This is a genomic window from Micromonospora parastrephiae (assembly GCF_016802865.1).
Taxonomy (GTDB): domain Bacteria; phylum Actinomycetota; class Actinomycetes; order Mycobacteriales; family Micromonosporaceae; genus Micromonospora; species Micromonospora parastrephiae.
On record NZ_JAEVHM010000035.1, the window covers coordinates 1 to 21,956 of the forward strand.

The 21,956-nt window shown below is 71.4% G+C and carries 19 protein-coding genes, 1 tRNA gene and 3 pseudogenes; 9 read left to right on the plus strand and 14 right to left on the minus strand.

Annotated features, from left to right (window positions below):
* Positions 1 to 89 precede the first annotated feature (89 nt).
* Positions 90 to 1,970: pseudogene (locus tag JNW91_RS10295) on the minus strand (metallophosphoesterase family protein).
* A 4-nt stretch (positions 1,971 to 1,974) separates the two neighbouring features.
* Between JNW91_RS10295 and JNW91_RS10300 the strand changes: the two are divergent.
* Positions 1,975 to 2,048, plus strand: a tRNA-Thr gene (locus tag JNW91_RS10300).
* 131 nt (positions 2,049 to 2,179) lie between these two features.
* Here the strand turns inward: JNW91_RS10300 and JNW91_RS10305 are convergent.
* The 3 genes from JNW91_RS10305 to JNW91_RS10315 all read right to left on the minus strand — a co-directional run bounded on the left by JNW91_RS10305 (position 2,180) and on the right by JNW91_RS10315 (position 4,527).
* Positions 2,180 to 2,551, minus strand: a complete 372-nt coding sequence (locus JNW91_RS10305) for an LPXTG cell wall anchor domain-containing protein (protein ID WP_407664304.1) — start codon at positions 2,549 to 2,551, stop codon at positions 2,180 to 2,182.
* A 389-nt stretch (positions 2,552 to 2,940) separates the two neighbouring features.
* The gene (locus JNW91_RS10310; protein ID WP_203174655.1) at positions 2,941 to 3,798 is read right to left on the minus strand and encodes a patatin-like phospholipase family protein; all 858 of its coding nucleotides are present in this window, start codon (positions 3,796 to 3,798) and stop codon (positions 2,941 to 2,943) included.
* Positions 3,799 to 3,882: 84 nt separating this feature from the next.
* Positions 3,883 to 4,527, minus strand: coding sequence for a class I SAM-dependent DNA methyltransferase (locus tag JNW91_RS10315; protein ID WP_203174656.1), 645 nt, complete (start codon positions 4,525 to 4,527; stop codon positions 3,883 to 3,885).
* A gap of 297 nt (positions 4,528 to 4,824) precedes the next feature.
* Between JNW91_RS10315 and JNW91_RS10320 the strand changes: the two genes are divergently transcribed.
* A complete protein-coding gene (locus JNW91_RS10320) occupies positions 4,825 to 5,229 on the plus strand; it encodes a VOC family protein (RefSeq protein ID WP_203174657.1) in 405 nt (134 codons plus the stop codon).
* A gap of 54 nt (positions 5,230 to 5,283) precedes the next feature.
* On the opposite strand, the pseudogene JNW91_RS10325 reads toward JNW91_RS10320, so the two are convergent.
* Positions 5,284 to 5,900, minus strand: a pseudogene (locus JNW91_RS10325) (pyridoxamine 5'-phosphate oxidase family protein).
* 166 nt (positions 5,901 to 6,066) lie between these two features.
* On the opposite strand from JNW91_RS10325, the pseudogene JNW91_RS10330 reads away from it, so the two are divergent.
* From JNW91_RS10330 to JNW91_RS10340, 3 genes and pseudogenes are all read left to right on the plus strand, one after another.
* Positions 6,067 to 6,569 (plus strand): annotated as a pseudogene (locus JNW91_RS10330) (DUF2231 domain-containing protein).
* Positions 6,569 to 7,117, plus strand: a complete 549-nt coding sequence (locus JNW91_RS10335) for an Hsp20/alpha crystallin family protein (protein WP_203174658.1) — start codon at positions 6,569 to 6,571, stop codon at positions 7,115 to 7,117. Before JNW91_RS10330 ends, JNW91_RS10335 begins: the two are co-directional and overlap by 1 nt.
* 7 nt (positions 7,118 to 7,124) lie before the next feature.
* A complete protein-coding gene (locus tag JNW91_RS10340) occupies positions 7,125 to 8,234 on the plus strand; it encodes a glycosyltransferase family 9 protein (protein WP_203174659.1) in 1,110 nt (369 codons plus the stop codon).
* 5 nt (positions 8,235 to 8,239) lie between these two features.
* Here the strand turns inward: JNW91_RS10340 and JNW91_RS10345 are convergent, their stop codons facing one another.
* Both JNW91_RS10345 and rfaE2 read right to left on the minus strand, forming a co-directional pair.
* Positions 8,240 to 9,118 (minus strand): glycosyltransferase, encoded by an 879-nt coding sequence (locus tag JNW91_RS10345; protein WP_203174660.1) that lies wholly within the window; start codon positions 9,116 to 9,118, stop codon positions 8,240 to 8,242.
* Positions 9,115 to 10,941: a D-glycero-beta-D-manno-heptose 1-phosphate adenylyltransferase gene (rfaE2, locus tag JNW91_RS10350; RefSeq protein ID WP_203174661.1), complete on the minus strand. Its 1,827-nt coding sequence runs from the start codon at positions 10,939 to 10,941 to the stop codon at positions 9,115 to 9,117. Before rfaE2 ends, JNW91_RS10345 begins: the two co-directional genes overlap by 4 nt.
* Positions 10,942 to 11,102: 161 nt before the next feature.
* Between rfaE2 and JNW91_RS10355 the strand changes: the two genes are divergently transcribed.
* Entirely contained in the window at positions 11,103 to 11,645 is a 543-nt protein-coding gene (locus JNW91_RS10355) for a type 1 glutamine amidotransferase domain-containing protein (RefSeq protein WP_203174662.1), read from the plus strand.
* 150 nt (positions 11,646 to 11,795) lie between these two features.
* Positions 11,796 to 13,472, plus strand: a complete 1,677-nt coding sequence (locus JNW91_RS10360) for an MDR family MFS transporter (protein ID WP_203174663.1) — start codon at positions 11,796 to 11,798, stop codon at positions 13,470 to 13,472.
* Between the two features lie 3 nt (positions 13,473 to 13,475).
* Here JNW91_RS10360 and JNW91_RS10365 read toward each other — a convergent pair whose 3' ends face one another.
* The gene (locus JNW91_RS10365) at positions 13,476 to 14,108 is read right to left on the minus strand and encodes a TetR/AcrR family transcriptional regulator (protein WP_203174664.1); all 633 of its coding nucleotides are present in this window, start codon (positions 14,106 to 14,108) and stop codon (positions 13,476 to 13,478) included.
* Between the two features lie 125 nt (positions 14,109 to 14,233).
* On the opposite strand from JNW91_RS10365, the gene JNW91_RS10370 reads away from it, so the two are divergent.
* Entirely contained in the window at positions 14,234 to 15,265 is a 1,032-nt protein-coding gene (locus JNW91_RS10370; RefSeq protein WP_203174665.1) for an aldo/keto reductase, read from the plus strand.
* 45 nt (positions 15,266 to 15,310) lie between these two features.
* On the opposite strand, the gene JNW91_RS10375 is transcribed toward JNW91_RS10370, so the two are convergent.
* Positions 15,311 to 15,802 carry an NUDIX domain-containing protein gene (locus tag JNW91_RS10375; protein WP_203174666.1) on the minus strand — a complete coding sequence of 164 codons (492 nt, stop codon included), beginning with the start codon at positions 15,800 to 15,802 and terminating at the stop codon, positions 15,311 to 15,313.
* 71 nt (positions 15,803 to 15,873) lie between these two features.
* On the opposite strand from JNW91_RS10375, the gene JNW91_RS10380 reads away from it, so the two are divergent.
* On the plus strand, positions 15,874 to 17,508 hold the full coding sequence (locus tag JNW91_RS10380; protein WP_203174685.1) for a fatty acid--CoA ligase: 1,635 nt from the start codon (positions 15,874 to 15,876) through the stop codon (positions 17,506 to 17,508).
* Between the two features lie 189 nt (positions 17,509 to 17,697).
* On the opposite strand, the gene JNW91_RS10385 is transcribed toward JNW91_RS10380, so the two are convergent.
* The 5 genes from JNW91_RS10385 to JNW91_RS10405 form a co-directional block, all read right to left on the minus strand.
* Entirely contained in the window at positions 17,698 to 18,708 is a 1,011-nt protein-coding gene (locus JNW91_RS10385) for an NADPH:quinone reductase (RefSeq protein ID WP_203174667.1), read from the minus strand.
* Between the two features lie 73 nt (positions 18,709 to 18,781).
* Positions 18,782 to 19,435, minus strand: coding sequence for an HAD family hydrolase (locus JNW91_RS10390; RefSeq protein ID WP_203174668.1), 654 nt, complete (start codon positions 19,433 to 19,435; stop codon positions 18,782 to 18,784).
* A 32-nt stretch (positions 19,436 to 19,467) separates the two neighbouring features.
* On the minus strand, positions 19,468 to 20,292 hold the full coding sequence (locus JNW91_RS10395) for an SCO6745 family protein (protein WP_203174686.1): 825 nt from the start codon (positions 20,290 to 20,292) through the stop codon (positions 19,468 to 19,470).
* Between the two features lie 187 nt (positions 20,293 to 20,479).
* Positions 20,480 to 21,196 (minus strand): FKBP-type peptidyl-prolyl cis-trans isomerase, encoded by a 717-nt coding sequence (locus JNW91_RS10400; RefSeq protein ID WP_203174669.1) that lies wholly within the window; start codon positions 21,194 to 21,196, stop codon positions 20,480 to 20,482.
* A 101-nt stretch (positions 21,197 to 21,297) separates the two neighbouring features.
* Positions 21,298 to 21,936, minus strand: a complete 639-nt coding sequence (locus JNW91_RS10405) for a DUF4241 domain-containing protein (RefSeq protein ID WP_203174670.1) — start codon at positions 21,934 to 21,936, stop codon at positions 21,298 to 21,300.
* Positions 21,937 to 21,956: the final 20 nt, after the last annotated feature.

Here is a 21,956-nt window from a genome sequence, read left to right on the forward strand (position 1 = left end):
CCCGCCACGCCGGCACGCCGGTCGATCATAAGTTATTGCCCGCTCGCTCGGCGTGTCGTGGCAATAACTTCATGATCAACGAGGGTGAGTTAGGGGAGGACTACGGGGGGTTCGGCTAGGTGGGGGGTCAGGGGCGTCTTGGGGGTCAGCCAGCTTGCGGTGGGGGACTGGTCGGGGTTGATCTGCCAGTCTCGGGAGACTCGGTCCACCGCGATCGGGTAGATGGTCAGCGTCCCGTCCGGGTCGATGCGCAGCCGCAGGAACGCCTTGGAGTCCTCAATGCCCTGACCAGCGAAGAGTTCGTTGACGTTCACCCCGAACGAGCCCGCCACCAGCAGGTATGCCGCCACCAACAGGCTGGCGGCCAGCCCGATCACCGGGCCGTAGAGCACCGCCGCGGCGACCGCCGGCAGCGGCCACGGCCAGTCGTAGAACGGCAGCGCCAACCAGACCCAGGTGCCGCCGGCAGCCAACGCCACATGTGCCACGCCGTGACCGACGCCGAGTATCCAGTGCCGCGCGTGCCGCTTCCCGCTCGCGCTGGGCGGCTTGGCGAACAGGGCCGCCGCCAGCACCGTCACGAGCACCATCAGCACCAGCGGAACGGTGAACAGCCGCTGGTCGGTGCTGTCGGCCCAGTTCGCGGTCGCGCCCGCCATGGCCAGCATCAGCAGGGTGTGCAGGGTGCCGAGCAGTGTGGCGAAGCCGGGGTTGCGGTACGGCAGTCGGCCGAAGATGCCCCAGCCGTAGCGGCGGGAACGTGCCGCGTCCGGGTAGCGGGCCGCCAGGTCGTATCGCTGGGTGCGGCTGGCCCGCCGGGTCGGGGTGTCCTGTGGCGGCACCTCGATGCGCTCGGGCAGCTTGTGCGTGGGGTAGAGGTAGGCCCCGCCGCCGCCACAGGTGATCAACTGCCGGTCCGCACCGGCGTAGCGGGCATAGTGGTGCAGGTCGCCCGAGAGCAGCAGCCGGACCTGCGCGCCCGTCGGGTCGATGATCGTCCGAATGAAGTAGTCGATCGAGTCGTACGCCGTCGGGCTGTCCGCCGCCTTCACCCAGGTCGCGCCGGCGCCGCGATGATCACCTTTGACTCGGGGCCGAGCCGGCGGGCCACCTCGTCGAAGTAGACCAGCTGCGGGTCGTCCAGGTACGAGCCGGACTGGTCGTCCACGCCGAGCAGCCACCAGCCGGCCGGCAGTTCCACCGCGAAGTAGGACCGTGACTGCCCGGTGCCCCAGCCGGCGAAGTTGCGGTCCCGGGAGCGGACGAACAGCCGCAGGAACGCCGTCAGACCGTCGTACCAGTCGTGGTTGCCGGGCACCGCGAACAGGGTCGGCCGCGCGGGTGGCGTCACCGGAAGCGCCGCCTGGTAGGGGCCCTTGCACCGGTTCTCGTATTCCTCGTAGGCCGCCGACGGGTACACCTGGTCGCCGCCCATCACCAGGGTCTGCGCCCGGGGCAGCGGGTGCCCGTCCACGGTCAACTCCGGCTGTGCCAGCAGGTACGCCACCGAGTAGGTGGCGTTGAAGCCGTCGCCCAAGTCGGCCACGTAGTCGAGCCACAGCCCGCCGTCCGGCCCGACCTGGCGGAAGATGCCGTCGCCGAACGCGTTCTGCAACTCCCGCTTGTCCAGGTACGCACCGAAGAGCACTGCCAACAGCGTCCGGATGCCGGTGCTGATCAACAGGAACGGCGCCAGCCACGGCACCGGCTTGCGCGGCGTGAAGCCCAACTCCAGCGGATCGGTGCTGCGTGGCCGTCGGGCGGCCCGCTCACTGTCCGGCGCACCGTCGGGACGGTCCTGGCGCTCGGGGTGGTCGCGTTCGTCGCTCACCCGCCGCAGCGTAGTACCGAGCCCGATCATCCGCTGTCCAGTAAGCGGCCAGATGGCGGCCGATGTCCGGTTGGTCGTGCCGGCCGGGGAGGGGTATCCCGTTCGGTCGGCAGGTGGGTGGTGCCGTACACTTACTGATCGTTGCCGCCTTAGCTCAGTCGGCTAGAGCGACGCACTCGTAATGCGTAGGTCGACGGTTCGATTCCGTCAGGCGGCTCGGCACGGAAGCCCAGGTCATTGGCCTGGGCTTCGCCGTTTCCCGAGGTCGATCGCACCGCCCGTCGGTGGTGCCGGTCCGCAGATGGTCCGCACTGCGCGCCGCGGACGCTTTGTCCAACGTCAGATGAGCTATGCCACGAAGCGGGAACGGCGTCGGCGTCCGATCAGGTAGCCCGCGCCGCCGAGGAGCAGAAGCGCACCGCCGATGCCGGCCACGGTCGCGGTGTCGGCACCGGTCACGGCCAGCCCACCGCCGTCGCCGCCGGGAGCGCCCAGGCTGGCGGAGGTAGTAGGGGCCGGTGCAGCGGTCGCCGTGGCGCTGGGCGTGGCAGTGGGCTGAGTCGTCGGTGTCGCTGTGGGCTGAGACGCGCAATCGAGCGCACGTGCGGCGTACAGGCCGTTGTTCAGGTAAGCCAGGTAGGCATCGACGGCCCCCTCGTCGAGCACCTTTTGCGCGGCCGCCTTCACATTGGCGCCAGCGCCCGTCAACGTCCGGACCACGTTGATCCGCAGATCCGTCGACCAGGCGTTCTGCAGGTCCGTCTTGAGGAATGCCCTCGTTCAGCCCGGGCGATTCAACGTGAGCCACCGCCGGTGCCGCCGGAATCAAAAAGGCCAGCGCCATTAGGGCGCCGGCCGGGACTTTCCAGCGCATGTGGTCTTCCTCCCCGTTGCAGGCCAAAGCGTGGAGATATCACCGTCAGCGGACGGAAAAGCAAGAAGGGTCGAACGTCCTGAGCTGCGCAATGAGCAAGACCGCGGAATTCGTCGCGCACGTCGCCTGCGGCGTCGTCGGAGAACAGGCCGGGCCGCCAGGCGCACGGCACTGGCGACGAAAGGCATGAGGCACTTCTTTTATCGATCCTGGTCCCGGCCGGTGGCCGGGCAGCCTAGGAGTGGCTGGTCGTCGAGAGTGCCGCCGCCACGCGTGACGCCTCGCGTCGACCCTGGTCTCGGGCGGCGGCCACGAGCGCGGGCACGACGGAGCTGTCCATCACGTTCGTTCCCTGCGCGCGCTTGGAGGCTGCGTCCCGCAGGAGGACCTCGACCCGGCGATCCCGGCCCAGTGCGACCCGTTGCTTCGCGATGCGCGCCCAGGGTCCGATGGCGGCGGTGCTGGGGGCGAGGGCGACCACCGGACCGGTGCCGGGCGCGAGATCGAGGTTGAGGGTCGATCGCATACCCCCGTCCATGTACGAGCGACCGTCGAAGGTCACCGGGGCGGTGGAGAGCGGCATGGCGCAGCTCGCGGCGACCGCGTCCACGAGGGAGACACCGTCGTGGCGTGTGATGACACGGCTGCTGCCCGACTCCGCGTCGACCACGACGATGCGCAGGTCGGCGTCCTTCCACGTGTGGTCCGGCAGGCGGGCTTCCGCTGTCCGGCGCTGCCGCGACGGGTCGGGGGTACGCGTGGCCAGTGCGAGGCGGCCGAGGCGGCGAGCGGCCTGCTCGGGGCTCCGGGCGAACAGTTGCGCTCGCGCGAGGCGCAGGAGGTCGAGGAAGCCCAGTGCCGCAGCGGTTTCGTGAGCCACGCCTCCGCGCTGCCGTTCGTAGAGCTGTTTAAGCGGGGTTCCGCTGGCGATCTGGGCACCCACGACGGCGCCGGAACTTGTGCCGATGATGACCGCCTCCGCGGTAACGGTCACCCCCTCGTCCGCGAGTCCGGCGAGGACGCCCACCTCCCAGGCGATGCCCGTCACTCCGCCGCCACCGAGCACCCAGACAGGCCGTGCGTCGTCCGTCATTGGTCCCTCACTCGCGTCGAGTTACTGCTAACAGCGTTCGCAGTTTCAGGTTAACAGGGGTCATGAAGGGTTGACAACGGGTGATCAGGGCTCGCGTCGTCCGAAGATGATGGCGCCGAGCCTGCTCTCGGGCGAGGTGAGAGTCGTTTCCGACTCGACCCTGAATCCGCTATCACGCAGCCAGGCCGCCATCCGGGCCGGCTGGCGGCGATGAACGTGCACCTTCATCGGGTGGCCGCCGTAGCCGTCCGTCTTGAGTGTCGTCTCGTCGCCCACGTGGAAGCCGAGCAGCAGGGGTCCACCGGGACGTATCACCCGCCGGAAGTGCGCGAGGACCGCGCCGAGTTGGTCGTCGGGGATGTGGATGAGGGAGTACCAGGCGATGAGGCCGGCGACCGAGCCGTCGGCCAGGTCGAGATCGGTCATGGAGCCCACCTCGAACCTCAGGCCAGGGTGATCGCGGCGGGCCACGGCGATCATCCCGGGCGAGAGGTCGATTCCGAAGGCGTCGACGCCGAGCGTGTGCAGGTGGGCGGTGATGCGCCCCGTCCCGCATCCCACGTCCGCGACCGGTCCGCCACCGGTGGCGTTCACGAGTTCGGCGAACAACGCCAGCGCCGCCCGTTCGTACGGTGCCGCCGCCAGGAGGTCGCGTACCAGATGCGCGTAACTGACAGCGACCGTGTCGTAGGAGGTGCGGGTGTCTGCCAGCCAGCCGTCAACGTCCACGTCGGCAACGCTAGAGCACGGCGGGATCAACCGAAGGCTGGCAGCGTCGCCGTTGGACGCCGTACCGGAACGGGAAATTCACGACGCCTGAGCTTCGCCATCCGGCCGTCGGGACGATCCTGACGACACCCCTCCCAGCCGGGTGACTTCAGGTGCGCTGTGGTCGGTCCGCGCCGCCTTCGCACAGCATGGATGAGCGGTGGTACCGGCTGCCACGCCTTATCGTGACTCCGCGAGGGCCGCCCGGAGAGAGGGAGTCGCTGTGTCGTACTGGTACGGATCGATGAGGACGACGCCATGACGTTCGCGCCGGTGATTGTCAGCCTGCCCATCGCCGACCGTTTGACCTCGTACCGCTTCTACCGTGACGGTCTCGGCCTGGACGCCGTGGGGGATCTGGCCGACGACGGCCTCCCGGAGCCGCTGCAGTTCGTGGTCAACGACGGGCTGCGACTGATGCTGATCCCGACCGGGGGCTTCGGTTGGGTGATCGGCCGGCACGAGGTCGCCGCGCGTGGGCAGAGCGAGTGCGTGCTCAGCCTCGGCGTCGCCTCACCCGCGGAGGCGGACGCGGTCATCGGCCGGGCGCGCGCCGCCGGTGCCGAGGTGGTCACCGAGCCGACGGCACAACCCTGGGGGTACGCGGGCGTCTTCGCCGACCCGGACGGTCACCTGTGGATGGTGTCGGTCGTACCGGAGTGAGAGCGTCCCGGTGACGTGGAACCGGCGGGCTGGTCGGCCTGACCGGACACACGGTCAGACGTAGATGCTCTTCGCGTACTCCGGGCCGTAGTGCCGTTCGAGGTCTTCGAGGCTCTCCGCCGCCGCCTCGACCTCCTTGACCAGTCGGGCCCGGGTCGCAGCACGTCCGGCTGCCAGGTCTCCGGCTGCCACAACGCGGAGCGCAGAAACGCCTTCGCACAGTGGTAGAAGATCTGCTCGATCTCCACCACCACGGCGAGCACCGGCCGGTGTCCCTTGACCACCATGTCGTCGAACCAGGGCGCGTCCCGGACGAGCCGGGCTCGCCCGTTGATCCGCAGCGTGTCGGTCCGGCCCGGGATCAGGAAGAGCAGCCCGACGTGCGGGTTGTCGAGGATGTTCCGGTAGCCGTCGGCCCGCCTGTTGCCGGGACGTTCCGGCAACGCGATGGTCGTGTCGTCCAGCACCAGCGCGAACCCGGCCGGGTCGCCCTTGGGTGAGACGTCGCAGCTACCGTCCGCGCCGGCGGTCGCCACCAGGCAGAACGGCGCAGCGGCGAGCCAGTCGCGGTCCCGCTCGTGCAGGCGGCGGCGTTCCTTGTTGGCGGCCCGGGCGTTCGGCACCCCGAGCAACTCGCGTAGCTCCTCATGCGAGGTGATCTCCACCGTCACGTTGATCCTCCCCCAGCCGTTGAGCCGGTGGCGGGCACCACCATTCGTCAGCCTAGTCCGCCGTGACCAGCGCGAGGTTTGTGCTCGGTTGCCGGGGGTACGGCCTCACCCGACGCGCCCGCCGCACGAACCGTCCGCAAGGAAGCCGACCAGTGGAGGCCGGGAAGTGGAGAGCCGACTCAAGGTGCTGGGTCACCCAGTCCATCCGATGCTGGTCATGTTTCCGGTCGCGCTGCTGGTCACCGCGGTGTTGTTCGACGTGGTGGACACGGTCGGCGGTCCCGACTTCCTCGGCGAGGTCGCGTACTGGAACATCACGGTCGGTCTGGTCGGCGGTCTGCTCGCCGCGGCGGCCGGCTCCTTCGACCTGCTGGCGATCCCGACCGGCACCCGCGCCAAACGGGTGGGCCTGCTGCACGCGGGAGCCAACGTCGCGGTGATCCTGCTCTTCGCGGCCGTCTGGGCGGTCCGGCTCAATGCGGACTCCCGCGCGCCGGCGGCTCGCTGATCGCGATCGAGGTCGTCGCGGTGGCGATCCTCGGCATCAGCGCCTGGCTCGGCGGCGAGCTCGTCGACCGGCTCGGTGTGGGCGTCGACCGGGATGCCGGTCTGGACGCGCCCAGTTCACTGCGGCCGACCACGGCCCCAAGTCGGATCGGAGAGGTGTGATGAGTGAGCAGCAGAGCGGCGGTTTCGGCCGGGGGTGGCGAGGCCGCCAGCAGGGCTGGGACCCGATGGGTGAGCTGCAGTCGTTGCGCGCCGAGTTGAGTCGCCTGGTCGGTGGCCGGGCCGCGTCGTCCGACGTCGAGTTGACCGAGACCTCCGACGGCTGGGAGGTCATCGTCCGGTTGCCCGGGGTGGCGCCGGAGGAGGTGGCGGTCGAGCTGGACGACCGGGAGCTGTGCGTGCGGGCCCGCTCCGAAGCGGAGGTCAACGCCGACCAGGGCATCCCGGGTGGCTTCGAGACCCGCGGCTTCGAGTACCGGATCGACCTGCCGTCCCGCGTCGACCCCGAGGGCATCGACGCGGTGATGGACCACGGCCTGCTCCGCGTCCGGGTGCCTCGCGCGACGCGGCCCGCGCCGCGCACCATCACCGTCGGCCGCACCGGGCCGCGCTCCGGCAACCTCTCCGGGGGTACGCCGATGCCGGCCGATCCCGCCGCGGACCGGGAGCTGCACCGCCCGGACACCGCCGACGAGATCGACCGGCCGTAGCGGCTGCGTGGCCACGCCGTCCCTGCTCGGCCCGACGGCCGAGCGCGTCCCCGACGTGCAGCGGATCGCCGTGCTGCGCGCGAACGCGCTCGGTGACTTCGTGTTCGCGTTGCCGGCGCTCGACGCGCTGCGTGCCGCGTACCCCTCGGCGGAGCTCGTGTTGCTCGGTGCGCCGTGGCACGCGAAGCTCTGGCGCGACCGGCCCGGCCCGGTGGACCGGGTGCTGGTGGTGCCGCCCGCGCCCGGCATCCGTACACCCGAGCCGGGCGAGCCCGAGTCGTCGATGGACGATTTCCTGGCCGCCGCCGTCGGCGAGGGCTTCGACGTGGCGGTGCAGATCCACGGTGGCGGCGCCAACTCGAATCCGCTGGTCAGTCGACTCGGCGCCCGGGTGACCGTCGGCCTGCGCGCCGACGACGCACCGCCGTTGGACCGGTGTCTCCGCTACGTCTACTACCAGCACGAGGTGATCCGCTACCTGGAGGTGGTGGGGCTGGTGGGCGCACCGGCGACCACCATCGTGCCGACGCTGGCCGTCACCGACGCCGACCGGGCCGAGGCGGCCCGGGTGCTCGGGCCGGCCGACCGACCCCGGGTGGCGCTGCATCCTGGTGCCACCGACACCCGCCGCCGCTGGCCGGCCGACCGGTTCGCCGAGGTGGCCCGTGCGCTGCACGGCGACGGGTACGAGGTGCTGGTGACCGGTACGCCCTCCGAGCAGGAGGTGGTGGACCGGGTCGTCGCGGCGGCGGGGGTGCCGGTCCGGCCGCAGGTGGGCACACTCAGCCTCGGCGGACTGGTCGGTTGCTACGCCGACTGCGCACTTGTCGTCTCCAACGACACCGGCCCGGTGCACCTGGCCGCCGCGGTGGGTACGCCCACGGTAGGCATCTTCTGGGTCGGCAACCTGATCACCACGGCGAGTCCGCTGCGCGGCCGACACCGGCCGATCAGCTCCTGGATGGTGCACTGCCCGGTCTGCGGGGTGGACTGCACCCCGGGCATCTACCCGCACCGGCCCGGCGACGGCGAGTGCCCGCACCGCGACTCGTTCGTCACCGACGTACCGGTGGTCGAGGTGTTGGAAGCCGCCCGGGAGGTGCTGGCCACGCGGTGACGCGCTCAGGCCGGCTGCGGGGTGTCCTCGTCGGCGAGGACGACCTCCCACGCCTCCACGTTCCGCTCGGTGACCGTGGTGGGGGACTCCAGGTGGTAGGCGCCGCTGGGCAGGATGCCCGCCCCGCCGTGCCGTTCCAGCACGGCGAGCTGGGCGGCGACGTCCTCGCCCTGATGGTTCTCCTGCACACGACGCCAGAAGTCGAAACCGCCGGAGTCGACGAGTTTGGCCCGGTCGTAGAGCACGCACCCGCCGATCCAGGAGACCTTGTACGCCCGCCACGCGCCGGGCGGCAGCGCCACCTGCGCGGTGACGTGCAGCAGGTTGGCCGCCGAGTGGATTCGGGCCCGGTCCCACTCCGGGGTTCCCGGCCGGATCCGCTCCGGGGTGGGCGGACCGGTCCACTCCTCGTAGTGCCCGTGCGTCTCCGGTCGTACGTCGTCGACGTACGAGAGGCCGTGCACCCCGTTGCCGACGAACCCGCAGCCCAGCTCCTCGATCGCGGTGACCAGCCGGTGCAGCGCCCCCGGTTCCAGCCAGATGTCGTCGTCGAGGCTGAGGACGTACCGGGCGGCCGATGCGGCCAGCAGGTACGCCCGATGTTCGGCCAGTCCGCGCCGGGGCAGCCGTCGGGTCAACAGCACCGGGTGACCCCGGTGGCGCAACGCCCGAGCCATGGTGGCCGCGGCGGGGTGCGCGTACGCCGGCTCCCCGTCGGACTGGTCGCTGACCACCACCCCGAAGCCGGGCACCCCTTCCTGGGCGGCGAGCCCGGCGAGGGTGACCGCCAGTTCGGCAGGCCGGTTGCGGGTCGGGATCAGCACGTCGACCAGCCGCTCGGTCCGGAAGCCCTCCGGCGTGTCGAGGTCGAGCGGGCGGTTCACGACGCCCGGGTGCGAGTGTTCAGCGACGGGTCGGGTTCCCGGGCCGGCTCGGGTTCCCGGTCCTGGCTGTGCGACCGGATCCGGTCGATGATGGCGGACGTGGACCGGTCCGGCACGTACCCCAGGGTGCGCACCTGACCGCCCAGCCGGCGCACCAGCGGCGCCTCCGGCACCAGCTCCGGCGGGTAGTCGCCGCCCTTGACGTACACGTCGGGGCGGACGGCCTCGATGAGCGCGGCCGGTGAGTCCTCCTCGAAGACCACCACGTGGTCCACGCAGGACAGCGCGGCGAGCAGGGCACCGCGGTCCTCGACCGGGTTGACCGGCCGGTCCGGGCCCTTGAGGCGACGTACGCTGCCGTCCGAGTTGACCGCGACGATGAGCAGGTCGCCCAGGGCACGGGCCTGTTCCAGGTAGCGGACGTGTCCCCGGTGCAGCACGTCGAAGCAGCCGTTGGTGAACACCATTGACCGTCCCGCCTCGCGGTGCTCGGTGACGATCGCCTCCAACTCGTCGGCGTCGACCAGCGACGGGTGCCCGGTGGTCTGCGGGGGCAGGTCGAGCGCGGTCAGCAGATCCTCGCGCCGGCACACGCAGGTGCCCGTGTCGGACACCGTGATGGTGGCCGCCAACTGGGCGAGCTGGGCGGCGGTGGGCAGCGGGGCGTCGGCGGCCAGGGCCAACGTCATCGCCGCCAGGTACGCGTCTCCGGCGCCCACGGCGTGGCTGGCCGGGACGGGTGTGCTGTGGCTGCGCCGCGGCTCGCCGTCGGCGCCGCCGACCACCGCGCCCTCGGTGTCCAGGGTCACCGCGACCACGTCGGCCCCGGTGTGCGCGCGCAGTTCGGCCAGGCGTGACTCGGCCAGTACGGCCCGGTCGACGCCCGCTCCGGCCTCGGTGTTCACGGTGACGCCGGTGCCGGTGACGCTGAGCCCGTCACCGGTCAGGGCCACCCGGCCCTCGCCGGGTGTGGGCTCACCGACCGGACCGGGGCGGTCGCCGCTGCTCGCGGTGACGTCGTCGGCGCGGGCCCCGCCCGGGGCGGCGCCGACGCTCAACTCGGACGGGCCGTCGGCCGGGTCACGGTCGGGGTGTTCCAGGTGCAGCGCCGCGCCGGCCGTCGGCCGGGTCGCACCGCTGGCGCGGGCCAGCAGCCGGGTCGCCTCGGCGAAGCTGGGGGTGACGACGGTCGGCGCGAGACCCCGCCAGTCGGCCAGGTCGTGGGCGTCCAGCGCGATCGTGGCGTACCGCTCCCGCTGCTCGACCAGCCAGGCGCGCACCGGCGCGGGCAGAGCGCCGAGGCCGTAGTCGCAGACCACCAGGGTCGGCGCCTCCCCACCGGCGGCGGCGCGCAGCTCCTCGGTGGCGCAGTCCAGGGCGGTGAGCAGTCGGGTCACGCCGTCCGGGTCGAGCGCGTCGTCCGGATCGCCGGAGTCTTCGCGGAGCAGGATCTGGTTGCCGGCCAGCATCCGCCGCTTCACCGGGGTGGGGCGGCCCGGCTGGTTGACCGTACGGTCCCAGACGCCGGCGCGGTCCAGACAGTCGTGCAGTTCGTCCCCGGCGACGTCGGCGCCGACCGGTGCGACCAGCACCGCCCGACCGCCCAGGGTGGCGACGTTGACCGCGGTGTTCGCGGCCCCGCCGGCGGCGGAGATCCGCCGACGCAGGGTGAGAACCGGGGCGGGCGCCTCCCGGCACAGTCGGTCGGACTCGGCGAACCGCCATTCGTCCAACATGGCGTCGCCGACGACGAGGACCGGGCGTCCGAGCCAGCTCTCCACGACGGTGGCGAGCCGACGCTGTTCCGCTGCTGCTCCTGCCATGCCTCCCCGGGTCCCCAGCGGCCTGGCGGACAAACCTGCGCGGCGAGGGGGTGCGCCGCTGGTCGTGCGGCCTTCGGTGGTTCCGCACCGACCGGGCCTGTTTCGGGCCTTCACGGCCGGGAAGGGAACTGTGGTACCCCCTGGAAAGGAGATGTACCGAGATGGCAGCGACACTGCAGGGCAAGCGGATCGCCTTCCTGGCCGCCGACGGCGTCGAGGAGGTCGAGTACGTCCAGCCGCGCGAGGCGGTCGAGAACGCCGGCGCGACGGTCGAGCTGGTCTCGCTCAAGCCCGGTTCCATCCAGTCCTTCAACCACCTGGACAAGTCCAGGACGTACGACGTGGACGTGACCGCGGACAAGGCGGACGCGGGCGGCTACGACGCGCTGGTGCTGCCCGGCGGGGTGGCGAACCCGGACTTCCTCCGTGGTGACCCGGACGCGGTGCGGTTCGTGAAGGCGTTCTTCGACGCGGGTAAGCCGGTCGGGGTGATCTGCCACGGCCCGTGGACCCTGATCGAGGCAGACGTGGTGCGTGGTCGCCGGATCGCCTCCTGGCCCAGCCTGCGTACCGACCTGACCAACGCCGGCGCCACCTGGGTCGACGAGGAGTGCGTGACGGACGGCAACCTGATCAGCAGCCGCAATCCCGACGACCTCCCCGCCTTCTGCGCCCAGATCACGAAATCCTTCGCCACCCCCTGACCCCGCCCGGTTGATCATGAAGTTGTTGCCATCCGACACGGCGTGTCGTGGCAATAACTTCATGATCAGCGGCTGTGGGGAGTGAGCGAGGGCGGGTGGGTTTTTTTCCGGTTCCGCGCATGTTTTGGGGCTCGCCGGATAGAAGGGCACATGACCACCGAAGCCTCCGCCGCGCCGGTGCTGAATCGCCAGCAGATCCGGCTGCTCATGCTCGGCCTGATGACCGGCATGCTGTTGGCCGCGCTCGATCAGACCATCGTCGGTACGGCCCTGCCAACCATCGTCGGTGAGCTGGGTGGGATCAACCACTACTCGTGGGTGGTCACCGCGTACCTGCTCGCCTCGACCGCGTCCACGCCCCTGTACGGCAAGATGGCCGACCTGTACGGGCGCCGTCCGGTGTTCCTGTTCTCGATCGGCACGTTCCTGGTCGGGTCGCTGCTGGCGGGACTGTCGCAGAACATGACCCAGCTGATCGTCACCCGGGGCATCCAGGGCCTGGGTGCCGGTGGTCTGTTGACGTTGGCGTTCACCATCATCTCGGACGTCGTCTCACCCCGTGAGCGGGGCCGCTACCAGGGGTTGTTCGGTGCCGTCTTCGGGATCTCGTCGGTGGCCGGTCCGCTGGTCGGTGGTTACTTCGCGGAGACCGACTGGCGGTGGATCTTCTACATCAACGTGCCGTTGGCGATCCTGGCCATCGTGGTCTGTTACCACGTGATGCGGCTGATCCCGTTCGAGCGCCGCAACCACGCGATCGACTGGCTCGGCGCGGGCCTGCTGGTCGCCGGGGTGAGCTGTCTGCTGCTGGCGTTGAGCTGGGGCGGCAACGAGTACCCGTGGAGCTCCGGGTTGATCATCGGCCTCTTCGTCGCGGGTGCCGTGCTCGCCGTGTTGTTCGTGCTCCAGGAGGCCCGGGTCGCCGAACCCATCCTGCCGTTGCGGCTGTTCCGCAGCGCCACGTTCGCGCTCGCCAACTCGGCCGGCTTCGTGCTCGGTCTGGTGATGTTCGGGTCGATCATCTTCATCCCGCTGTACCTCCAGATCGTCAAGGGCGCCTCGCCGACCCGCAGCGGTCTGCTGATGCTGCCGATGATGGCCGGCATCATCGTCACCTCGATCCTCACCGGGCGGGCGATGAGCCGGATCGGCCGGTACAAGTGGTTCCCGGTGGTCGGGTCGGCGACGCTGGTGCTGGGCATGCTGCTGTTCACCCGGCTGCACGTGGACACCTCGCTCTGGGTGGCGTTCCTCTTCATGGTGGTGATCGGCGTCGGCCTGGGCCTGTGCATGCAGTCGCTGATCCTCGCCGTGCAGAACGCGGTCACCGTGCGGGACCTGGGCGCCGGTACGTCCTCGGCGACGTTCTTCCGGTCGCTGGGTGGCTCGTTCGGTGTGGCGATCCTGGGCACGGTGCTCTCGTCGCGGCTCAACTCGGAGTTGGCCGACCGGCTGCCCGGCGCGATCGCCCAGCTGCCGCCGGAGCAGCGGGCGGCGGTAGCGGCCAGCGGCGGCACGAACATCTCGATCAACGATCCGGCGACCATCATGGCGCTGCCCGGCGCGGTCCGGGCCGCCATCCAGGGGTCGTTCGTGGAGTCGCTGCACCTGGTCTTCCTGACCGCCGGCGTGGTCGCGATCGTGGCGGTGCTGGTCACCCTGGCGTTGCCCAACAACACGCTGCGGGGCGCGGGGCCGGAGGGTGCCACCGGCGGTGCCGATCCACTCGGCGGCAAGGCCGCGGCGGCGGGTGGCAAGCCGCTGACCCGCGAGTCCAAGGACGAGGCCGCGGCGGACATGGAGTCCAAGTCCCAGACGATGATCTGACCGTCAGGCGGGGCGGCGGTAGGCGCCGTACCACCAGGTGGCAGCCAATTCCCGGGCGGCTGCCGCATCGGTGGCGGGGTCGGCCGACGTCGCGCTGGCGTGGTCGGCGAGGAATCGGTCACCGCCGTACACGATGAGCCGGCTCGCGGTCTCCGCGTCGAGGCTCGCGGGGGTGCGCCCGGCCTGCTGCTCGACGCGAAGCGCCTCGACGGTACGCGTCACGAACTGCTCGAACCCGGCCGCCCAGTACTCCCGGACCACCTCGTCGTACGCCGCGACCTCGCTGATCGCCGCCAGCACCGGGGCGTACGTCCGGTAGATGCGGATCACGTCGGCGAAGACCTCGGTGAGCACCGCGAACTGGTCACCCGGCCCGCCCGGGTCCCACTCGCGGATCCGGTCGAAGGACGTCTCCCGCATGGTGCCGGCGAGGCGCATGAGCAGCTCGCTCTTGTCCCGGAAGTGGGTGTAGAAGGTCGACCGCGCCACTCCGGCCTCGGCGGCGATCCGCTGGACGCCGAGGTCGGTGAAGCGGACCCCCTGCTGGAGCAGCCGCTCGGTGGCTGCCAGCACCCGCGCTTCGACGGCGGCTCGCCCATCGGGATTGCGGGGGCGGCGGCGGGTGATCGAGGGCATACCCGAAATCCTAGGTGGCCGGGGGTCGGGTCGGCGACGTACGCTCGCTGCCGGACACAGTGTCCGACATAGTGACCACGGAGTGCCTGATCGCGGCCTCCGACCCACCACGAGGAGCGACACACGTGAAGTACCGACTGCTGGGCACCACCGGGGTGTATGTCTCGGAGATCTCGCTCGGCACGATGACCTTCGGAGGCAGCGGGCAGCCGGTCTGGGGCAGCCTCGGCGCGTTGCCGCTGTCCGACGCGCAGCGGCTGGTGGACACGGCGCTGGACGCCGGTGTCAACTTCGTCGACACCGCCGACACCTACAGCGAGGGTGAGAGCGAGGAGTTGCTCGGCCAGGCGCTCGGCAAGCGTCGACGTGACGTGGTACTCGCGACCAAGGTGCACGCCCGGACGGGTCCCGGCCCGAACGACGTCGGCACCTCGCGGCTGCACATCATGCAGGCGTTGGAGGACAGCCTGCGGCGGCTGCGCACCGACTACATCGACCTGTACCAGATCCACAACTTCGACCAGGTCACGCCGATGGAGGAGACGCTGCGGGCGCTGGACGACGCCGTGCGGCAGGGCAAGATCCGCTACGTCGGTTGCGCGAACTTCGCCGCCTGGCAGATCTCCAAGGCGCTCGGCATCTCCGCCCGGGAGAAGCTCGCCAGGTTCGTCTCGGTGCAGTCGTACTACTCGCTGGTGGGCCGCGACGTCGAGCGTGAGCTGGTGCCGATGGCACTCGACGAGGGCATCGGCATGACCGTGTGGAGCCCGCTCGCTGGCGGCTTCCTCTCCGGCAAGATCACCCGCGACAACGGGGTCGCGGACAGCGGCTCGCGCAGCGCGCAGCCCGGCTACACCAACTTCCCGCCACTGGACCGGGAGCGCGGCTTCGACGTGGTGGATGTCCTCAAGGGCGTCGCCGAGCGGCACGGGGTCAGCCCGGCCCGGGTGGCGGTCGCCTGGCTGCTGACCCGGCCCGCCGTGACCAGCGTGATCGTCGGTGCCCGCAAGCACGAGCAGCTGGTGGACAACATCGCCGCCTCGGATCTCACGCTGACCGCGCAGGATCTCACCGAGTTGGACGAGATCACCAAGCTGCCCGCCGCCTACCCGAACTGGATCCAGGAGGCGTTCGCCGGGGTCCGCTACCCGCGGTGAGCCGGTCGCCCGGTCCGGTGCTCGCCCGCCGGGCCGGGCGCGGCCCTACTTGAGGATCAGCCGGTTGGTCTGTTCGAACACGTCCAGGTCGGCCAGGGTCTCGGCGACCGAGGCGGAGAGCGGGCTGGGGAACCGGTCGCGGGGGAAGAAGCCCGCGTCGGTGGTCTCGTCGGTGGTCCGGGTCAGCTGCCCGTCCCACTCCTCCACCTTGAACGCCGTGGTGAAGACCTGGTACGTGTGCCCGTACATGTTGGTGCTGGTCCGGTCCGGGCCGGTGTAGAGCGCGAACGCGCAGACCCGCAGCGCCCGCAGTCCGGTCTCCTCGCGGACCTCCCGGACCGCGCAGTCGGCGATCGACTCGCCCAGCTCCATCGCCCCGGCGGGCATGGCCCACTGACCGTTGTCGGAGCGTTGGATCAGCAGGATTCGTCCGGCATTGTCGCTGACCACGGCGCGGGCGCCGACGAACATCAGCGTCCGGTCCCCGGCGAGCGCGCGTAACTGCCCCACGTACGAGTCGGCCCAGGAGATGCTCACCTGCGCCAATTTACGGGGGTTCCCAACGTGTGACCGGCGACACTAGCTTGTTACCCATGCGTAGCACGATGATGGACGCCCCCCTGCAGGTCTCCCGGATCCTCGACCATGGCGCCACCGTGCACGGCACGGCCGAGGTGGTCACCTGGACCGGCGCCGAACCCCGCCGGATGACGTACGCCGAGGTGGGTCGGGCCGCCGCCCGGCTGGCACACGCACTGCGTGCCGAGTGCGGCGTGACCGGCGACGAACGCGTCGCCACCTTCATGTGGAACAACAACGAGCACCTGGTCGCCTACTTCGCGGTGCCGAGCATGGGCGCGGTGCTGCACACCCTCAACATCCGGCTCTTCCCCGACCAGGTCGTCTACATCGCCAACCACGCCGAGGACCGGGTGGTGCTGGTCGACAGCACCCTCATCCCGCTGCTGGCCCGCGTGATCGGCGAGCTGACCACGGTGCGGCACGTGGTGGTGGTCGGCGGTGGCGATCCGGCGCCACTGGTGGCGGCGGCCGGCGACCGGATCACCGTGCACCATTGGGACGCGCTGCTCGCCGACCGTCCCGACACGTACGACTGGCCCGAGGTGGACGAGCGCGACGCGGCGGCGCTCTGCTACACCTCCGGCACCACCGGCAACCCGAAGGGCGTGGCGTACTCGCACCGGTCGATCTACCTGCACTCGTTGCAGGTCTGCATGCCGGAGGGCTTCGGCCTCGGGCCGACCCACCGGGAGTTGGCCATCGTGCCGATGTTCCACGCCATGTCGTGGGGTCTGCCGTACGCGGCGTTCCTCTCCGGCGCATCGATGATCATGCCGGACCGCTTCCTCCAGGCCGCGCCGATCGCCGAGATGATCGCCACCGAGCGGCCCACCCTGGCCGGCGCGGTGCCAACGATCTGGACCGACCTGCTGGCCTACCTCGACGGCCACGACGTGGACACCTCCTCGCTGACCGAGGTGATCGTGGGCGGGTCGGCCTGCCCGCCGGCGTTGATGCACGCGTTCGACGAGCGGCACGGGATCGACGTCATCCACGCCTGGGGGATGACCGAGATGTCCCCGCTGGGGTCGGTCTCCCGTCCGCCGGCCGGCGTGAGCGGCGAGCAGGCGTGGCGTTACCGCTACACGCAGGGGCGGGTGCCGGCGGGGGTGCAGGCGCGGATCGTCGGCCCGGTGGGCGAGCCGTTGTCCGCCGACGGCACGGCCGTGGGGGAGCTGGAGGTCCGTGGGCCGTGGGTGACCGCGCGGTACGTCGGTGACGACGTCCCGGACGAGGAGAAGTTCCGCGACGGTTGGCTGCGTACGGGCGACGTGGGCACCCTGTCGCCGGACGGGTACATCACGCTGACCGACCGCGCCAAGGACGTGATCAAGTCCGGCGGTGAGTGGATCTCGTCGGTGGAGCTGGAGAACGCGCTGATGGCCCACCCGGCGGTGCTGGAGGCGTGTGTGGTGGGCGTGCCGGACGAGCGGTGGGACGAGCGGCCTCTCGCCACCGTGGTGGTCCGGGAGGGTGCCTCGGTGACCGCCGAGGAGCTGCGCGACTTCCTGGCCGGTTCGGTGGCCCGCTGGCAGTTGCCCGAGCGGTGGGCGTTCATCGACGCGGTGCCGAAGACCAGCGTCGGCAAGTTCGACAAGAAGGTCGTCCGTTCGCAGTACGCCGGGGGCGAGCTGACTGTCCGGGAGCTGACAGCCCAGTAACGTTTTTCCGGGCACTGTCGCCTGCTGGGTGAGGGGTTTCTCCTGACATTCCTCCCTCCCCAGGGGGCGGCCCCGGCGTTCGCACCGCGCCGGGCGCCCGCTCCACGCGGGGCGACCCGCACTGTCATTGTTGCGAAACTTGTTCGTCTCTGTCCTGATGACGGCGAAATCGGGTGGTGAGCGACCCGATCAGGCGTCGCTGGTGCTGATCAGCACCTTGCCGACCGTTGCGTCCTCCACCGCCTGATGCGCGGCGGCCGTCTCGGCCAGCGCGTAGCGGTGCAGCGGCAGGCCGGCGTCCGCGCCGACCCGGATGCCGCCCTGGTTGGCCGCCGCCGCCACGTCCCGCACGCCCGCCGCCTTGGCCGCCTTCGGCTCCGTGTAGACCAGCACGAACTGCCAGCGCGCGTTCGGCGCCATCATCGGCCGGATCGGGATGGACACCTCGCCCCCGCCGTCGTCGGCGTACATGCAGACCGCGCCGCCGTGCCGCAGCACCTGTACGTCGATCGTGGCGTTGCGGGCCGGGGAGACCTCCACGATCGTGTGCACCCCGTCGGGGGCGATCTTGTGGACCTCCTCGACCACGTCCTGCTCCCGATAATTGATCACGTAGGAGGCGCCGGCCGCCGCCGCGAGCTGCGCCTTCTCGGCGCTGCTCACCGTGGCGATCACCGTGGCGTCGGCCCAGCGGGCGAGCTGGATCGCCGCGTTGCCGACCGCGCCCGCCCCGCCCTGCACCAGCACGGTGTGATCGGCCAGCGCACCGGCGCGCAGCGCGTCCGGCATGAACTCGCCAGCGGTCAGGCAGCGGTGCGCGGTGAGGAACGGGATGCCCAGGCTGGCTCCCATCTCGAACGAGGCGTCGCCCAGGCGCACCGCCTGCCGGACCGGCACCAGGGTGTACTCCGCGCTGGTGCCCCACGGCCGCTGCCAGGCCGCCTCCCAGATCCAGACCCGCTCACCGATCCGGTCAGGGTCGACCCCCTCGCCGACCGCCTCCACCACGCCCGCGCCGTCCTGCCCGGGGATCTGCCACCCGTTCGGCGCGAAGGAACGGCGCGACTTCCAGTCCGTCGGATTCACCCCCGAGACCGCCATGCGGACCAGAACCTCGCCCGCTCCCGGCTCCGGCACCGGCCGGTCGACCAGCTCCAGCACCGAAGGATCGCCGGTGCGCTCGTACACGATGGCTTTCATCCGTGGTCTCTCTCCTCACCATGCAGGGCATCCGCGCCGAGCACCGCGGCTGCGGTACCCCGCTCAGCCTCGATCAACCCAGGTCGTCCACCAGCTGCGGGGTCAGCTCGCCGATCGCGGCCAGCGACACCACGGCCAGCCCGGCGGCATCCGGGTCGAGGGGGTACGACCCGTGCGGCACCGCCACCACCCGCATTCCCGCCGCGGCGGCCGACCGGACCCCGTTGGACGAGTCCTCCACGGCCACACAGCGGGCCGGGTCGACGCCGAGGCGCCGCGCCACGGCCAGATACACGTCCGGCGCCGGCTTGCCGCGTTCGGTCTCCTCGGTGGACAGGGTCGCCACGAACGCGTCCGTCAGGCCGGTGGCGGCCAGCGCCGCCCCGATCAGCCGGGTCGGCGACGAACTGGCCAGACCCAGCGGCCACCGCGCGGCCAGCCGGCGCACCACGTCGTCGGCACCGTCGATCAGGGGTACGTGGTCCCGGTAGCGCCGGGTCATCTCCTCTACCACCTCGTCGGCGACCTGCCCGGCGGTGCGGTCCACCCCCAGCTCGCCGCTGAGGTAGTGGGCCCACTCGCCGGTGCTCATGCCCATCAACCGGCGCTGCGTGTCGGGCTGCCAGGTGCCGCCGTGCGCCGCCACGTACGCCCGCCGGACCTCCTCCCACACCGGCTCGGAATCCACGATCACGCCGTCCAGGTCGAAGACCACCGCATCCGCCACGGGCCCATCCTGCCCGACCCGGAGGCGTCCGGTCAGCCGGGCAGCGCGGGCAGCCCGATCGGGCTGCCCGCCGGGATCAGCGTGTGGCAGGACCGGGCGATCGGCTCCAGCAGCTCCCGAAGACGGTCCGTGCCGTCCGCGCCGAGGGCCTGCCACGGGTGGGCGGCAGCGCGGTCGGTGGCGTCCTCGACCGCCTGGAACGCGGCCCGGCTCTGCTCGGTGGCGGTGCCGTCCGGCGTCAACCAGCCCCGCTGCACCAGCCGCTCGCGGGCTGCGTGCCACTGCTCCTCGGACCAGCCCCGGCCCAGCAGGTTCTGCGGCGACATGCCCACGGCGACCTTCCAGGCCAGCGTCTCCACCGGGTCCAGACCGGCGGCCACCAGCGCCGCCACATGCCCGTCGCCCCGGTGCTCGCGCAGCGTGGTGGCGGCCTGCCACATCCGCGCCAGCGGATACTCGCCGATCGGCAACGCCGCGTTGACCGCGCCGAGCACCCGGCCGGCGGTCTGCGCCGCCCCGGCGGCGTCCTCCAGCAGGTCGGCGGCCTCCACCAGATGCGTCTCCGGCAGCTCGTAGGTCAGCTCGGCGAGGGCCTGCACCGCGCCGGTCAGCCGGGCACGCAGCGCCTCCTGCGGGGTGGCCAACCGCCACACCGCCGGCAGCGCCCGGGTCACCATCGGTGGCGCGAAGGTGAAGAAGGTGGCGATCACCGGGGCCGCCTCGGTGGCGCCCAGCGGAGCGGACCGACCGGCGAAGTAACCCCGCCAGTAGCCGCGCAGCCCGACCGCCTCGTACGCGGCCCGCGCCCGGGGATGGAAGTAGGTGACAGCGTGCACCGGTTCGAAGTGCGTCCACATCAACCGGGCGGTCCGCCCGGGCTCGTCCAGCGCCGTCACGTGCACCTCCGCGTCCCGACCCCCATGGTCACCCCGGACGGGGGCCGCCCGGGGTGACGCCGAACCTACTGCCGGAGGGTGACGGGCCGGAAGCCCCATGTGAACAACACCATCGCGTCCCGGCGACAACTGGGATGATCCGGGCAGGTCACTGGGCGGCGAGCACGTCCACCACGAAGCGCAGCGGACCGGTCGGACGCCCACCGGCGGCGGCCTCGTCGTTGCCGTACGCCAGCTCGCCCGGGATGTCGAGCTGCACCCGGCTGCCCACGGTCACGCCGACCAGGCCCTGGTCCCAGCCGGGGATGACCTGACCGACGCCGATCGGGAAGGTGGCCGGCTGCCCGGCGTTCCACGAGGAGTCGAACTCCTTGCCGTCCTTGTAGAACACGCCCACGTAGTTGGTCGTGATGTTCTGGCCCTTCTTCACCGCCGGGCCTTTCCCCTTGATCACCGGGGTGACCGTGAGCTTCTTCAGCTCGCCCGTGCCGGCCTTCACCGTCGGCTTGCTGCCCAGCGCCGGGTCGGCGCCCTCGGGCAGCTGCGGTGCCGGCGGCGCGCCGGTCGCGTCCGGGGCCGGGGCGGAGGCGGACGGGGTCGCACCGGCCTGGTTGGTGGGCTTGTCGTCGTTCCGGTTCCGATCGACCCACACGAAGACGGTGATCAGCAGTGCCATCACGGCGATGCCGGCGAGGCCGCCCGCCCACGCGTTGCGGCGTCGCTTCGCCTCGGCGGCCTTCTGCTCCGCCAGCTGGGCGGCCAGCCGCCGCCCCGCCTTGGTCGCCGGGCTCTGGCCCTCCGACCGGTTCTGCTGCGTCCGCTCGCTCACGTCGTCGACTCCCTGCTGCGAAGGTGTGGCCGGCACCCGGTGCCGGGGGGAAAGCCGACGCACACGGTACCCGCCCGGCGGCCTGCCGTGCCCGCCCCGGACGTCTCGGATCGCCCAGAGAGACACTCCGGGGACGGTTATTCCGGGACCACCATGAAGTCGGTCACGAAGGAGGTCACCCGACCGTCGGCGGTCCGCCCGATCCAGGTGCCGTAGCAGCCGTCGCCCCAGCCGGTGGCGACGGTGACGACATTCGCGCCGGTGGCCTCGTCCAACACCGCCGTGATCAGCCCCGGGACGGGCGACGAGGGCAGCTCCGCCGGGATGAAGACGGCCTCGATCTGGTCCTCGTCCCAGGCTTCCAGGGCGGTGAGCGCCGTCGGGTCGGCCAGGGTGCCGGCGCTGGCGTCCACCCCGTACCCGAAGTAGTCGTCGGCGCCGAGGGCGGCGACGTCCTGGTCGCCGACGACGGCCGGCTCCCACCGGACCGTCGGTTCGTCGGAGACCACCAGCTCCAGCGCGGCGACCCGCCGGTCCACCTCCGCGTCCTCCCGCAGCACCGCGGCCACCCAGGCCCGGGCGGGATGCCGCCCCGGGGGCACCGTGACCGTGAACGGCTCGGCTTCCGGGCGGACCAGCGGGTCACACCCGACCACCTGACCGGTCGGCAGCACGATGTCGCCCACCGGGTGGACCTCGATCAGGTACGCGCCGTGCTGGTCCGTGAAGCGGGCACCGGGCGTCAACAACCGACCCAGATCAGGGGTGTACGGCATGGGGGCTCCTCCGGTGGCCA